Genomic DNA, 15,466 nt, shown 5'->3' on the forward strand with positions numbered 1-15,466 from the left:
CGAATTTGCTGCTGTGGGGAGTGAAAAGGTTTTGTAAAACGTTTTTTTATCGTACAATAGAACTAAGATGAAAAGAAAGTTGGTTGCCTATGTCTATTTTAACGAAACTTCAAGATGAGATGGGATTAAATCACGATAAAGCGAGTAAAACAGTATCGGGGATTTATAACGATTATTACATAGCGTTACAGCAGGTTGTTCAGGGGAATTCTTACACCTTCGCCTTCTATACTTCTTTATCGGATGCCTCAGGAAATGATGTGTCGCAAGCCTTAGCAGATGAGATTAAAGGGTCCTCAAAACATATTGCTAGTGTCCAAATTTTAGGGCATCAGGTGCAAGTTATCAGTAAATCAGCGATGACGAATAATAAGCTAAAACAAAAAGCGGTGGAGATGACTCAAGCAGTGACAGCATTGTTTAAAGAGAAAGGGTTGGTATCAACTAGTGCTTTTTCGAATCAGACGACAGATTTAGGAATTTACCTCAATGAGGGAGTTCCTATGGTGTTATCTCAAGACAATTATGAGCAGTTGTTGCAGGATAATGCTGTACGAGCAGGTCAGGATTTTCAGAAGAAAGAACATGTAGTCAATGGTATCGTAGGGGCAATCCTAGGCTCACTAATCGGTGTTTTGGCTATTGTGTTATTGAGTCAAATGGGATTTGCTGCTGCTGTTTCGGGTCTTATCATGAGTGTTGCGACTTTGAAAGGGTACGAGTTATTTGCTAAGAAGCAGAGCAAAAAAGGTTTACTGATCTCAATTTTAGTGAGTTTGGTTATGACCTACTTTGCCTTGCAAATTTATTGGGCCATTGCGGTAGCTCAGGTTAATAAGGTTTCCTTCTTTTTAGCCTTCACAGAGATTCCACGTTTGGTTTCAGAAGGGTATATTGAGTCAGATGCTTACTATACCAATATGTTTATCGTCTATCTATTTGTTTTGTTAGGCCTTGTTCCAACAGTGATTTCAACTTACAAGGGCTTGAATCAAAAATTTGATGTTCGGAAAATTTATTAACCACTACAAAAAGCTTAAGATACTAAGTCTTAAGCTTTTTATGGGGACTACTTTTTAGGAGATAAATGGGCTTTTATGCTAAAATCAATTGTTACAGATACTTTCTTTTTAAGTCAGCCGTCACAAATGGTGACCAAAGAGGAATGCTACATCGGCCAAGATTTACAGGATACTTTGACCTATCATCGGGAGAACTGCCTAGGGCTTGCTGCTAATATGATTGGTTATCAAAAACGGGTGATTATCATTAGTTTGGGATTTGTGGATCTGGTCATGTTTAATCCTCAAGTGCTTGATAAACAGGATCCTTACAAGACTGAAGAATCTTGTTTATCGCTTCTCGGAGAACGGCCTGCTAAACGGTTTCGTCAGATTACGGTCTCTTATCGCGATCAAAATTGGCACCCTAAAACAATAACGCTTAAGGATCTCCCAGCTCAAATTTGCCAACATGAGTTGGATCATCTGGAAGGCATTATTATTTAGAGAAGTCGGGAAGTCAAAAAAATTGCAAAATATCAGGAAAGATAATATTATCAATTAGTAATAATTGAAAGGAGAATTTTCGTGATAAAACATATTGGTATCATAAATGGAAGTATTCGTGAAAAATCTTATTCTGCAGCTATTGCGAAAGCTATCCGCCCGTTTTTTCCTGAAAATATGGTTGTAACTGAGATTCAAATTAATGATCTGCCGCTCTTTAACCCAGATTTTGACAAAGATAGTCAAGAAAGACCTGAATCCTATGCTCGTTTTAGACAAGATGTGAAGAAGCAGGACGCTATCATTTTTATCACACCAGAGTATAATCGTACGATTCCTGCCGCTTTAAAAAATGCTATTGAAGTTGGCTCTCGTCCGACGACAGATATTGCCTTTAATGGTAAGCCAGTATTGATCATGACACAGTCTTCAGGACACATTTCTGGCTTTGGGGCTAATCATCATTTGCGTCAAGCACTTGTCTTTTTAAATGCTATTGCCATGCCACAACCAGAAGTTTATTTGGCAGAGATTCACAATGTTGTTACTAAGGATGGTGAATTTCTAAAGGCAGACACAGCCGCTTTTTTGAAGTCAGTGATTCATAATTTCTTGGGATTTGCCACACGACTAGTTGGTTAAACCAAATCACATTTCACCTTTTCGTCGGCTGTAGTGGGCAGTTGTCAGCTTAAATTTTTGAGAAGACCGAGTTGGTCTTCTCTTTTTTTGATGGCTTGATTGGTCAGTTATATCGATGCTGTCTAACATCAGTCATTTAGGGAAGTTAAGGGTTTTCTTTACTTGTCTGTAATTGTGATTTTCGCTCTTTTTTTCTGTAAAATGATGAGCATAGGCCTTGACTATGAGACCACATTAATGTATTATGAAATGGTTACTTAAGTGACGACATAGTTTCTTATCTATGGTGGTCACTATTAGGGAAGGAGATTGTTGTGACATTACTTGAAGTCAAAAACTTGACCAAGGTATTTGGTAAAAAACAAAAAGCCGCGCTTGAAATGGTCAAGCAAGGAAAATCTAAAACAGATATTTTAGAAAAAACAGGAGCTACCGTGGGTGTCTACGATGCTAGCTTCGATATTCAAGAAGGTGAAATTTTCGTTATTATGGGATTGTCGGGATCAGGGAAATCAACCTTGGTACGTATGCTCAACCGTCTTATTGAACCGTCGTCAGGGAATATCTTACTTGATGGTAAAGATATTTCACAGATGAATGCCGAAGAGCTTCGCAATGTCCGTCGTCATGACATTAACATGGTTTTCCAAAGTTTTGCTTTGTTCCCACATAAGACGATTTTGGAAAACACAGAGTTTGGTCTTGAGTTACGGGGTGTTTCAAAAGCAGAGAGACAAGAAGCAGCAGAAAAAGCGCTTGACAATGCCGGGCTCCTTGCTTTTAAGGATCAATATCCTAATCAGCTCTCTGGTGGGATGCAGCAGCGTGTTGGCTTGGCCAGAGCTTTAGCTAATAAACCGAAAATTCTCTTGATGGATGAGGCTTTCTCAGCCCTTGACCCATTGATTCGTCGCGAAATGCAGGACGAGCTTTTGGATTTGCAAGATGCTAACAAGCAAACCATTATTTTCATCAGTCACGATTTGAATGAAGCCCTTCGTATTGGGGATCGTATCGCGCTGATGAAAGATGGTCAAATCATGCAAATCGGTACTGGTGAGGAGATTCTTACCAATCCAGCCAATGATTTTGTTCGTGAATTCGTCGAAGATGTTGATCGTTCAAAAGTCTTGACGGCTCAAAATATCATGATTAAACCTATCACAACAACTGTTGAGTTGGATGGTCCACAAGTTGCGCTGATGCGTATGCATACGGAAGAGGTTTCTATGCTTATGGCGACCAACCGCCGTCGTGAACTGATTGGAGCAGTGACCGCGGATGCGGCCTTGGAAGCTCGTAAAAAAGGCTTACCACTCTCAGAAGTGATTGACCGTGATGTGTTAACCGTTTCAAAGGATACCATTATTACTGACATCATGCCCCTTATTTATGATTCGACTGCACCAATTGCCGTCACAGATGATAACAATAAACTTCTCGGAGTCGTTATCCGTGGTCGTGTGATTGAAGCCTTGGCAAATGTCCAAGACGATACAGAAGAAACGGTTGAGAAATAAAGAAAGAGGTAGTCAATTTTGGATATTTTACAAAAAAAATTACCAGTTGCTCAACTGGTAGAGGTATTTACGGAATGGGTAACAAAGACCTTCTCAGGACTCTTTGATTTCCTACAAATGATTGGTAGTGCCATTATGGATTTTGTGACCAATACCCTGGTCTTTATCAATCCATTACTCTTTATCGTTTTAGCTACGGTAGCCGTATACTTTCTGGCTAAGAAAAAATGGCAAATTCCGACTCTTACCTTCCTAGGTCTCTTGTTTATCTATAACCAAGGTCTTTGGGAAGAATTATTGAACACATTTACTTTGGTACTGGTAGCCAGTCTTATCTCGATTGTTATCGGGGTTCCTTTAGGAATTTGGATGGCTAAAAACAATACGGTTAAGAACATTGTTAACCCAATTCTTGACTTTATGCAAACCATGCCGGCCTTCGTTTACTTGATCCCAGCCGTGGCTTTCTTTGGTATCGGTATGGTACCGGGGGTTTTCGCCTCTGTGATCTTCGCTCTTCCGCCTACGGTTCGTTTTACTAACCTAGCGATTCGCGAGATTTCAACAGAGTTGATCGAGGCTTCGGATTCCTTTGGATCAACACCATCGCAAAAACTCTTTAAAGTGGAATTACCACTGGCTAAAAACACCATTATGGCTGGTGTTAACCAAACCATGATGTTGGCCCTTTCAATGGTTGTTACTGGATCAATGATCGGTGCGCCTGGTCTTGGACGTGAGGTACTATCAGCCCTTCAAAAAGCGGATATTGGTAATGGTTTTGTTTCAGGGATTTCCTTGGTTATTTTAGCCATTATTCTTGACCGTGTGACACAAGCTTTCAATACAAAGTCAGAGGGTGGTAAGCCAAAATCATCTGTTAATAAATGGGTAGGTATTGCAGCATTAGTGGTTTTCCTTGGTGCAGCCCTAGGGCGCGTGTTTATCAATATGAATTCTGACAAGTCTGGTAAAGGCGAAACGGTTCGTATTTCTTATGTCCAATGGGATTCTGAAGTGGCTTCTACAAACGTGATTGCGACAGTCCTAGAAGATGAAGGTTATAAGGTTGATATGACACCGCTTGATAATGCCGTCAACTGGCAAACCATCGCTAACTCAGATGCAGACTTTTCAACCAGTGCTTGGTTGCCAGTCACACATGGTGATCAGTATGCAAAATACAAGGATCAACTGGACGATTTAGGTCCTAACTTAGAAGGCACCAAATTAGGACTCGTTGTTCCATCTTATATGGATGTTGCTAGTATTGAGGATTTGACTGATCAATCTGGTAAGAAAATTACTGGTATTGAACCTGGTGCCGGAATCATGAATGCCGCTGAAGCTTCCCTAAAAGATTATAGTAATCTTTCAGATTGGGAATTAACATCGGCATCAACAGGTGCCATGACATCTTCATTAGAAAAAGCAATAAAAGCTAAGGATGAGATTATTATCACAGGTTGGTCACCACACTGGATGTTCTCAAAATATGACTTGAAATATTTGGAAGATCCTGAAGGTTCCTTTGGAGCAGAGGAAAACATCACCACGATTGCCCGTAAAGGTCTCAAAGAAGATATGCCTAATGTCTACAAAATCATTGACAATTTCCACTGGACCACAGAAGACATGGAAGAAGTCATGCTTGACATGAATGATGGTATGTCTCCAGAAGACGCCGCCCGTAAATGGGTCGACGCTAACCAAGACAAAGTCAAAGAGTGGTTGAAATAATAGAGATGAGGAAGTCCGTAAGGGCTTCTTTTTATGTTTTTCTTAAAGGTAACATGGTATAATGAATGCCAATAAAGCAAATCAAAGAAAGTGAGACTTATGTCAATTTACGGCCCTTACGAACAGTACCTCCCACTGATTCTTGATGATCTGACTCAGAGGATTCAACTGGCTAATCAAACCATGAAATCCGATACAGGTTTCAAATTGTATGAACATTTTCATGCCAGGATAAAAGAAGAGAACTCAATGGTGGAAAAATTGTCTCGAAAAGGGTACGCCATCTCTACCAACTCGGCCTTGAAGAAGGTTAAGGATAGTATTGGGATCCGTATGGTATGTGGCTTTGTTGATGATATCTATAAGACGATCTCTCTCTTACGTGATATGGAAGGTGTCACGATAGTTAAGGAGAAGGATTATGTGCAACATGCTAAGCCTAATGGTTATCGTTCCTATCTTTTGATTTTAGAAATAGAGACGCCTTACCCTGATTGTGAAGGGAATGAGCAGGGATATTATTTTGTTGAAATGCAGTTGAGAACCATTGCTATGGATTCTTGGGCTAGTCTGGAACACCAAATGAAGTACAAGCATGATATTAAAAATCCAGAGGTGATTACAAGAGAGCTTAAGCGTTGTGCTGATGAGTTAGCTTCATGTGATTTGACCATGCAGACTATTAGACATCTTATTGAGAATGATAGGAATCCTTAAGGAGGACGAATGAAAATTTTATTAGCTGAAGATGAGTTGCAAATGTCGCGTGTTCTTAGCGCATCTATCTCACACGAGGGTTATGCTGTCGATGTTGTTCACGATGGCCAAGCAGCTGTTGATATGGCAAACAAAAATATTTATGATGTGATGATTTTAGATATCATGATGCCAATTAAGACAGGCATAGAAGCCCTGAAGGAAATTAGAGCATCAGGAAATGAAAGTCATGTGATTATGCTCACGGCAATGTCAGAAGTTGAAGATAAGGTCACGGGTTTGGATGCTGGTGCCGATGATTATTTAACCAAACCTTTTTCATTAAAAGAATTACTGGCACGGTTGCGTTCGATGGATAGACGCTTGGGGGCTATGTCTTCCAATATCCTTGAAGTTGGTTCAGTACAACTTAATATTGGCGAGCAAGAACTGTTCGCAGCTAATAGTATTCGTTTATCCAGTAAAGAATCTAAGATGATGGCTTATCTGATGCGTAATATTGGAAAATCTTTGAGCCAATCAGCTATTTTTGCTTACGTTTGGCCCAAAGAAGAAGCCAACGGGCTCGATGATTCTTATGTCCTACTATATCTCTCCTATTTGCGGCAAAAATTGCAAGCGATCAATGCTGATATTCGTATAGAAGAAAGGAACCAAGAGCATTTTACCCTGATCCAAGAAGAAGGTGATCCTCATGTTTAAACGCCTTAGAATTCGCTTTATCTTGATAGCTTCCTTAGCTATCTCTATTTTGATGGCGGGTGTTTTGGGAGTGACAACGGCTGTTCGATACTATCAAACGCAACGTGATATTTCACTTGTCCTTCAGCTTCTTTCTGATAATAAGGGGAACTTTCCTAGTTTAAATGAAGCTGAAAAACAGTTGGGTAGACCAACTAGCCAAGATAGTCTCAACCAATACCGTTTTTTAAGTGTTCGTATTGATGAGCATCAGAAGGTGTCAGATATTGATGCGAGTAATATTTCAGAGTTATCTGAAACAGATGCACAAACTTACACTGAAAAACTCATTAAAGGTGACAAAAAAGTCGGTCGCTTTTGGGATAGTAACCGCTATTACGCCTACCATATTCGGTCGATTGGGAATAACCAGCAGCTTCTTATTATTTTGGATGCAACTAATAATATGATGGATTATCAAGCTGTTTTAAATATTTCACTGTGGCTAGGGATAATCGGTATTGGACTATTTATCTTACTGATAAGCGCTCTCTCTCAAAAAGTTATTGAGCCCTATGTTAAAAATTATGAAAAACAGAAACGGTTTATCACCAATGCAGGTCATGAATTAAAAACCCCTTTAGCTATTATTTCAGCTAATAATGAGTTGGTGGAGCTAATGTCTGGTGAGTCAGAGTGGACAAAAAGCACAGCTGATCAAGTCCATCGGTTGACAGGATTGATTAACCAATTGGTTTCTCTAGCCCGACTAGAAGAGCAAGAAGATGTGGAATTGCATAAGGTCAACTTTTCAGAGATCACACAAGATGCAGCGGAAGATTTTAAAAGCCTGGTTATTAAAGATGGCAAATCATTTGTCATGTCTATTGCGCCAGACATCCATGTTAATGCAGAAGAAAAGTCTCTATTTGAATTAGTAACGATTCTAGTTGATAATGCTAATAAATATTGCGATCCGGGAGGACAAGTTCACATCTCATTAAAGACAACTGGAACAGTATCCAAGAAAGCCAAGTTAAGTATTTCCAATACTTACAAAGCCGGTAAGACAATTGATTATAGTCGCTTCTTTGAACGGTTCTACAGGGAAGACGAGTCACATAATAATGCTCATCGATCAGGTTATGGCATTGGACTTTCTATGGCAGAAAGTATGGTAACACTCTTTAAAGGGAAACTTTCAGTAGCCTATAAAAATGATACGATCACATTCACAGTCTTACTGTAAGCACTTGCTGCTAGGTTGCGATCACCAGTTCTTGTCTCACTTCTTCAATAAAAGCTTCCACAATTTGGGAGCTTTTTTTTGTTTTTGGCGTGATGTAGCCTAGAACATGTGGCTGGTCTTCCAGCGGAATGAGTACGATATGTTCCTTGATAAAACCGGTTACAATGCCTAAACCAGAAGCATAAGAAGGTGTAGCCAAGAGTATATTCATTAAACTACCGCGGTCGTTGGCATAAATAATTTGTTGGTCTGCTTCGACACTTAAAGGATCCTCATCAAACAGGATACCGGAGTCATCCTGGCTAAAGCGTATTTGTGTATAGGCTTTTAAATCATCTATTTTTAACAGTTTTTTGTGGGCTAGTGGGTGGTCTTTACTGAGGAAAATACGGGTTGGGAAGTCTCCTAGAGGGACAAAATCCAGCTCTTTTTGTTTGAAATTACGCTCTAAGATGTGGCTATTGGCCTCGTCTAGGTAAAGGATACCGATATCGCTCTTGTAGGAAGCGACATTTTCAATAATGGTCTTGGTCGTGGTCTCGATGAGTTGAAATTCACGATGTGTGTCTGAAAAGCGTTCAGAAATTTTAGCTAAAGGGTGAGATAAAAAATCATAGTGATGGCTAGCAACGCTGAAGCTTTTTTTGAATGATGTATGGTAACGGCCTTGGAGTAAATCGACTTCCCCGATGATACGCTTGGCATACTTAATAAAATCAAAGCCATCTTCAGTAAGTTTTGTACCGGTGTTAGAACGCGTAAATAAGGTAACCCCTAATTCTTCCTCCAATTGATGAATAGAGGCTGAGAGATTAGGTTGGCTAACAAAAAGCCGCTTAGCTGCTTCACTGAAAGAGCCCGCTTCTGCGATAGTAATGACATAACGGCATTGTTGAAAATTCATGAAACCTCCTAAAAAACGCTTAAGATATGACTCTTATTATAACAGAGAGATTTGGGCATTCCTATAAGCTGGTGATAGGAATATAAAAAGCTATCATAAGTAATTTTTATGGCGAAGGATAAAAAATATAGATTGGGCAAGCTATTTGACTCTTGATAAGATAGTTAGCAATTACGATTAAGGAGATCCTTGACATGGCTTCAGACTTTTATGACAAATTGATTCAAACTAGACATCACATTCACCAACACCCTGAAATTTCTGGGGAAGAAATTGAGACAACAGCCTTTATCAAAGCCTACTTACTTCATTTAGGGATTAGGCTGTTGGATCTTCCTTTAAAAACTGGCTTGGTTGCAGAGATTGGCAGTGGTCAACCGATAGTTGCTTTACGAGCAGATATTGATGCTCTCCCGATTAAAGAGAATACAGGCTTGGCTTTTGCTAGCTCTAATAACGCCATGCATGCCTGTGGCCATGACTTTCATCAGGCTAGCTTACTAGGAGCGGCAGAGTTGCTCAAGGCACAAGAAGAACAGCTTAAAGGAACGGTTCGTTTGCTTTTTCAACCAGCAGAGGAAATTTTTCAAGGGGCGCATCAAATGATTGATGCTGGTGCATTGGATGGTGTTTCGGCTATCATTGGATACCATAACAATCCCCATCTAAAACCTGGGCAGATTGGGCTACGAACAGGAGCTATCATGGCAGGTGTTGAGCAGTTCAAAGTGACAGTAACAGGTGTCAGTGCTCATGCGGCGCGTCCAGATTTGGGTATTGACACGGTTTTAGCTATCACAACCATGGTGACAAATTTGCAGGCAATCGTTGCCAGAACGGTGTCTCCTTTTGATTCTGCAGTTGTTTCTGTTGCTCATATTTCTGTTGGTAATACCTGGAATGTGCTGCCAGCGCAAGGATTTTTTGATGGAACTATCAGGACTTTTGATCCCGAAGTTCGTCAAAGGACCATTGACCGATTTACGACAATTGTTGAGTCCGTTGCGAACCAGTTTGGTGCTCAGGTGACTATTGACTGGGGAAACTCACCTGGTGTGACCTTTAATGATGCGGAATTGACCCCAATCGTGTTTGAAGCATCAAAGACATTTGCCGAGGTAGTAGAGCCCTTGCCGTCAACTGGAGGTGAAGATTTTGCGACCTATCAAGAAAAAATACCGGGCGTTTTTGCTTTCGTTGGTTCTAATGGCGATCCAGGAGCACCCGATTGGCATCACGATGATTTTATCGTGAAAGATGAGGCACTTGAAACAGCCGTTAATTACTATGTCCATAATGCTGTTCGATTACTAGATTACCTTTCGCAAAAGTGAGGTACTAATATGGTTAGACATGTGGTACGACAAAGCCCTTCAGAATACATCAATGAAGCAGGTATTTTATAAGCCCTGCCTGAGATACTTCATAACAAAAGACTGATTAGACCGGTTATTGTCACAGACAAGACTGTTGAAAAGGCCATAGCGCCATATTTGCCTAAAGCGTTTTTAACTGATAATCCTCTTGTTTACTTTAAGGGAAACTGTACATTTGAAGAAATTGACCGCCTTTGTGATATTTTGGCACCTTATGATAGCATTATTGCTTTTGGCGGTGGCCAATTAATAGATACGGTTAAGGTGGTTTCGGACAAGCTGAACATTTTCCTGATTAATATTCAGACACTGCCGTCAAATTGTGCTGCCTTAACGTCTAAAAGTATTATTTATGCATCATCAACGCATGAAAAAGTGGCTAATAAGCGAGAACAAAAGCCAGTTGATATGGTATTAATCTAACCAGAACTTTTAAGAAGAGCTCCTAAAGCCTATATTATATCAGGAATAGGAGATACTCTAGCTAAATACTATGAAATCTGACGACGTTTGACCTTGGATAAGACAATGCATGTCACTGCTGCCATTGGTCGGTTCTATATTGAGACTTGTCGTAAGATCATGTTGTCCTTAGAAGATTTTAATGAGATTTCCGATATCGAATGGCATAATGCGCTGGATACGATTTTTTTAGTTGCTGCTTCTGTAGATGGTATTGCGGATCAAGATGGTATGAGTGTGGGTGCCCATGCTTTTCACAATGCTTATGTCAAAGTCATTGAGGGAAGACGGCCAACACATGGTGAGATTGTTGCGCTAGGTAGTCTGTTTCAAATCTTATTAGAAGATCTTCAAGAAAGTAGGGAGTTAGCATTAGAAATTGATCAGTTTTACAAAAAAATTGTTCTACCAAGGAATTTCAAAGAGTTGGGAACAATAACAGATGATCAGTTGTTGGAGATGGCGTCTTTGTTAGTTGATCGCAAAGATAGTCGGATGCAATCTGTTTTTCCGGACATTTCTTTGGATAGAGTGACATCTGTATTAATGCAGTTAAGGGAGTGAGAATGGATATTAAGACAGTACAACGGTTTGAAAAGCTATCAGAACATCAAACCTCACGGCAGCAGGAACTTATCCGATCCCTAGAAGCAAAGGGGAGGGTCTGTAATCAATTTAGGACGAGATAATCCGGATTAAGCAACGTTTTCTTCTAATTGTAAAGGCTTTTGAAAAAGCTATTTTACAAAAATCCAATCATGGCTATCCTCCCTATGGTGGTAAAGAATCTCTGAAAGATCAGATTATTGCTTTTTATGATCGGGAATATCAAGTCACATTGAGCAGAGATGAAGTGACGATTTTTAGTGGTAGTCTAGCAGCCATTTCAGCTCTACCGATGCTGTTAGCGGATACTCATTCTTACTTCTTGTTACCTGACCCTGGCTATTTCGCTTATCAAAAGGCTATTCATCCGGCGGAGGCCATTCCATACTATATGCCTTTAGATGAGACAAATAATTACTTTCCATACTATATGCCTTTAGATGAGACAAATAATTACTTTCCATACTATATGCCTTTAGATGAGACAAATAATTACTTTCCAGACTATGACGAGATCCCGGATAATGTTATTGCCAAAACATCGGGTCTTTTCTTAAATTACCCTCATAACCCGACAGGGTTGGATACCGAAAAAAGTCGCGCATTAATGGATTTATATGAGACAAGTGATACTGTTGACACATCTTTTTCTGATCCTAATCAGGCTCTTATCAACGCTCTAATAAATGGCTTTTCGGCACATGCTGAAGATATCGACGATACGCATGCCAATCTTAGAGGACATCCTAGTGCAGTTATTTTTCCAGCACTGTTAGCGGTCAGTGATGTTGATGATCGGATGATAGATGTCTTGAAAGCTTATGTTATAGGTCTCGAATTTGCGGGAAGACTTGGTTTCCAAGCTCAACCCCAACATGCTTCCAAAGGTTATCATTCCTCAGGAACACTAGGAAGTTTAGGAGCAGTAGTGACTATCGGAATTTTTAAGGGACTAGACGAAGAGTACTTCTTAATATGATTATGCTAGGCATATGGATAGAGGACTTTTACCATTATGAAATGCGTGCCTAGTATCGTTTAAAAAGTGTTGTATACAACGACTGCTATTTTTCCCAAAATGACCACTATAAGTTTTTCTTATACCTACCTATCAAAAATAAAGATTGGTCGAAGGGGCGAAGAAGTGGTAAGATAATAGCAATTATTAAAAGAGAGGTTACATGTCATGGGAAAACCGATTATTGGCGTTACAAGTACTGAAAAAATCGTGTCACCTGATGGCTTGATGGTGCATTCTTCTGTGTCGCGTCATTTCGCACAAGCAATCATCAAGGCTGGTGGTGTACCAATTCATCTCCCAGTCTGTACCCCTGATATGGCTGAAACCTATGTTAGTATGATTGATCGTTTGGTTCTGTCAGGGGGGCAAGATGTTCAGCCAAGTTATTACAATGAACCTAATGCTTCTGATTCTAGCCTCTATTTTCCTGAACGTGATGCCTTTGAGTTCGCTCTGGTGCAGGAGGCTTTGCGTCAAAAGAAACCTATCATGGGTGTTTGCCGTGGCATTCAATTGTTTAACACAGCGCAAGGGGGCAGCCTTAATCTAGATATTCATGGGCATCAAAATAATAATCCTGAGCTGCTCGTGCATGATATTGCTGTCGAGAAAGGCAATGCCCTACATACGATCTTTGGTCAAAAAGGGGCGGTTAACTCGTTACATCATCAAAGTATAAAAAATTTGGCACCAGGTTTAGAGGTAATTGCGCGAGATAGTAAGGACGAAACGATTGAAGCTGTTCAATCTAAGGATAAAAAGACATTTCTAGGAGTGCAGTGGCACCCAGAGTATCTCTTGAGTATCAATCCTAAGAGCCAGCAGGTTTTTAATTACTTTTTAAGTTTATAAGCTTTCTTATGAGAGTCAGGGCATACCTGGCTCTTTTTTACAGTCGTCAGGTCTCTAAAATTTGTGATAACAACCAGGTTTGAAAAGCATTTCACGTCAAATCCAGTGTTTTAATGTTATGCCTTTATGTGCTTTTGAAAATCGCTTCTTAATTGGCAGATACCAAGTTTCAAAAGAGTGTGGGAAAGTAGCGTGATGATTGGATTGCTGCAAAACAGATTTCTTATCAATACTATGTGATAGCGAGAACCTCTGGTTCCCAATTTACCTTGAAAAGGAAAAGTTTTTTAGTTTGATAAATCAAACTAATCATCGGCTATTTGGTTTCCTAGTCGCATTTTCCTTAAAAATAAGGTAAAATAGGACTGCTATTAAACAATAAAGAGAAAAGATGAGTTATGAAACCTATTGGAATAGGTAGGGCACACAGTAAGATTATTTTGATGGGAGAACATTCTGTTGTTTACGGCTTTCCCGCTATTGCCCTTCCTTTAAAAAATATTGAGGTGGTTTGTCAGATAAAACCTGCTAAACAAGCCCTTCAAATGCGGATTGCCGATCCTTTGATTACGGCTATTTTTGCTGCTCTGGAATACTTAGGTATTTCCGATGCCAAGATAAGCTACCAGATTGATTCAACTGTCCCTCAGAGACGTGGCATGGGCTCTTCAGCAGCTGTTGCTATTGCAGCGATTCGGGCTGTTTTCGATTACTATGAGCAAGCACTTGATAACCAAACCTTGGAAATGCTAGTGAATCAGGCTGAGATCATTGCCCATACCAATCCCAGTGGTCTTGATGCTAAAACATGTTTGAGTGACCATGCTATAAAATTTATTCGAAATATTGGTTTTTCAACCCTTAAAGTCGATCTTGGGACTTTTCTGGTTATCGCAGATACAGGCATTCACGGGCACACTAGAGAAGCAGTGCAGAAGGTTGAGGCTCAAGAGGAAAAATCCTTGCCACTGTTACATGGTTTAGGGCAATTGACAGATGCTTTTGAAGTCGCACTCGGGGAAAAAAACTTTGAAGATATGGGATTGGCAATGAGTCATGCTCATACGATTTTAGATGAACTTGGTGTTTCTAGTCCGGAAGCCAACCATTTAGTAGCCGTAGCTAGAAAAGCTCACGCTTTAGGGGCTAAAATGTCTGGTGGAGGCCTAGGTGGCTGTATCATCGCTTTGGTGAAGACGGCTCAAGAAGCGCAGATATTATCACGAGAATTTGAGAAAGAAGGAGCTGTTAACACATGGATCGAAAACCTGTAGAGGTCAAATCGTATGCTAATATCGCTATTATTAAGTATTGGGGAAAAGCAGATGCTGAAAAAATGATTCCTGCCACTAGCAGCATCTCTTTAACCTTGGAGAACATGTCTACGGTAACACAGCTCAGTCCCTTAGAAGATGCCGAAGCAGATGCCTTTTACATCGCTGGAGTTCAACAAAGCGATGCTGAACGTGAAAAAATGAGTAAGGTTCTAAATCTTTTTCGTCAAGATCCGACAGAATATGTCAAAATTGATAGCTGCAATAACATGCCTACGGCAGCCGGTCTGTCTTCGAGCTCTTCAGGTTTGTCAGCGCTTGTAAAAGCAGCCAATGACTATTTCGGTTGTGGCAAGACGCAAAGTGAATTGGCCCAAATTGCTAAATTTGCCTCAGGTTCTGCGTCGCGGTCATTTTTTGGTCCCCTATCCGCCTGGGATAAAGATACTGGGGAGATTTTCCGTGTTGAAACAAATCTAAAATTGGCTATGATTATGCTTGTTTTAAATGATCGGAAGAAACCCATTTCCAGCCGTGATGGCATGAAGCGAGCTGCAGAAACGTCAGCTTATTTCCCAGAGTGGATCAAGCAATCTGAGCAAGATTATAAGGATATGCTAGCTTATCTCAAGGCCAACGATTTTGAAAAGGTTGGGGAGTTGACCGAGGCCAATGCACTCCGCATGCACGAGACCAATCATCAAGCAGAGCCTACTTTTTCTTACTTGACAGACGAATCATACAAAGCCATGGAAGCTGTTAGAGCCCTACGTCAGTCAGGTGAGCAGTGTTATTTCACTATGGATGCTGGTCCAAATGTCAAAGTTCTTTGTCTAGAACATGACCTTGAACGCCTAGCAAGGATCTTTGAAAAAGACTATCACGTTATCCTATCGACGACAAGGACACTATAA

Annotated in this window: 16 protein-coding genes; 15 read left to right on the top strand and 1 reads right to left on the bottom strand. The window is 40.3% G+C overall.

The features are described 5' to 3' along the window. Positions 1–89: 89 nt before the first annotated feature. The 8 genes from G574_RS11060 (at position 90) to G574_RS0100625 (ending at position 8,057) form a co-directional block, all read left to right on the top strand. Positions 90–1,022 (top strand): hypothetical protein, encoded by a 933-nt coding sequence (locus G574_RS11060; RefSeq protein WP_051130506.1) that lies wholly within the window; start codon positions 90–92, stop codon positions 1,020–1,022. 75 nt (positions 1,023–1,097) lie between these two features. Next, positions 1,098–1,508: a peptide deformylase gene (locus G574_RS0100595; RefSeq protein ID WP_029690492.1), complete on the top strand. Its 411-nt coding sequence runs from the start codon at positions 1,098–1,100 to the stop codon at positions 1,506–1,508. Between the two features lie 81 nt (positions 1,509–1,589). Then, positions 1,590–2,150, top strand: a complete 561-nt coding sequence (locus G574_RS0100600) for an NADPH-dependent FMN reductase (protein ID WP_029690493.1) — start codon at positions 1,590–1,592, stop codon at positions 2,148–2,150. A 308-nt stretch (positions 2,151–2,458) separates the two neighbouring features. After that, the gene (locus tag G574_RS0100605; protein WP_100244370.1) at positions 2,459–3,670 is read left to right on the top strand and encodes a quaternary amine ABC transporter ATP-binding protein; all 1,212 of its coding nucleotides are present in this window, start codon (positions 2,459–2,461) and stop codon (positions 3,668–3,670) included. 15 nt (positions 3,671–3,685) lie between these two features. Then, a complete protein-coding gene (locus tag G574_RS0100610) occupies positions 3,686–5,410 on the top strand; it encodes an ABC transporter permease/substrate binding protein (protein WP_029690494.1) in 1,725 nt (574 codons plus the stop codon). Positions 5,411–5,509: 99 nt separating this feature from the next. Then, the gene (locus G574_RS0100615; RefSeq protein WP_029690495.1) at positions 5,510–6,127 is read left to right on the top strand and encodes a GTP pyrophosphokinase; all 618 of its coding nucleotides are present in this window, start codon (positions 5,510–5,512) and stop codon (positions 6,125–6,127) included. A 9-nt stretch (positions 6,128–6,136) separates the two neighbouring features. Continuing rightward, positions 6,137–6,829 carry a response regulator transcription factor gene (locus tag G574_RS0100620; protein ID WP_029690496.1) on the top strand — a complete coding sequence of 231 codons (693 nt, stop codon included), beginning with the start codon at positions 6,137–6,139 and terminating at the stop codon, positions 6,827–6,829. Next, complete coding sequence (locus G574_RS0100625) at positions 6,822–8,057, top strand: sensor histidine kinase (RefSeq protein ID WP_029690497.1); 1,236 nt, start codon at positions 6,822–6,824, stop codon at positions 8,055–8,057. Before G574_RS0100620 ends, G574_RS0100625 begins: the two co-directional genes overlap by 8 nt. A gap of 10 nt (positions 8,058–8,067) precedes the next feature. Here G574_RS0100625 and G574_RS0100630 read toward each other — a convergent pair whose 3' ends face one another. Then, positions 8,068–8,961, bottom strand: a complete 894-nt coding sequence (locus G574_RS0100630; protein WP_029690498.1) for a LysR family transcriptional regulator — start codon at positions 8,959–8,961, stop codon at positions 8,068–8,070. A gap of 194 nt (positions 8,962–9,155) precedes the next feature. Between G574_RS0100630 and G574_RS0100635 the strand changes: the two genes are divergently transcribed. From G574_RS0100635 to mvaD, 7 genes are all read left to right on the top strand, one after another. Further along, complete coding sequence (locus tag G574_RS0100635; RefSeq protein ID WP_029690499.1) at positions 9,156–10,295, top strand: amidohydrolase; 1,140 nt, start codon at positions 9,156–9,158, stop codon at positions 10,293–10,295. A gap of 84 nt (positions 10,296–10,379) precedes the next feature. After that, positions 10,380–10,760 carry an iron-containing alcohol dehydrogenase gene (locus G574_RS11725; RefSeq protein ID WP_281167039.1) on the top strand — a complete coding sequence of 127 codons (381 nt, stop codon included), beginning with the start codon at positions 10,380–10,382 and terminating at the stop codon, positions 10,758–10,760. An 87-nt stretch (positions 10,761–10,847) separates the two neighbouring features. Continuing rightward, positions 10,848–11,363, top strand: a complete 516-nt coding sequence (locus G574_RS11730; protein WP_245540380.1) for a dehydroquinate synthase/iron-containing alcohol dehydrogenase family protein — start codon at positions 10,848–10,850, stop codon at positions 11,361–11,363. A 151-nt stretch (positions 11,364–11,514) separates the two neighbouring features. Next, positions 11,515–12,384 carry an aminotransferase class I/II-fold pyridoxal phosphate-dependent enzyme gene (locus G574_RS0100645; RefSeq protein ID WP_281167040.1) on the top strand — a complete coding sequence of 290 codons (870 nt, stop codon included), beginning with the start codon at positions 11,515–11,517 and terminating at the stop codon, positions 12,382–12,384. Positions 12,385–12,591: 207 nt separating this feature from the next. Further along, a complete protein-coding gene (locus G574_RS0100650) occupies positions 12,592–13,278 on the top strand; it encodes a gamma-glutamyl-gamma-aminobutyrate hydrolase family protein (protein WP_029690501.1) in 687 nt (228 codons plus the stop codon). 398 nt (positions 13,279–13,676) lie between these two features. Further along, positions 13,677–14,552 (top strand): mevalonate kinase, encoded by an 876-nt coding sequence (gene mvk, locus G574_RS0100655; RefSeq protein WP_029690502.1) that lies wholly within the window; start codon positions 13,677–13,679, stop codon positions 14,550–14,552. Continuing rightward, the gene (gene mvaD, locus G574_RS0100660) at positions 14,534–15,466 is read left to right on the top strand and encodes a diphosphomevalonate decarboxylase (RefSeq protein ID WP_029690503.1); all 933 of its coding nucleotides are present in this window, start codon (positions 14,534–14,536) and stop codon (positions 15,464–15,466) included. Before mvk ends, mvaD begins: the two co-directional genes overlap by 19 nt.

This window comes from Streptococcus hyovaginalis DSM 12219, from assembly GCF_000420785.1.
Classification (GTDB): domain Bacteria; phylum Bacillota; class Bacilli; order Lactobacillales; family Streptococcaceae; genus Streptococcus; species Streptococcus hyovaginalis.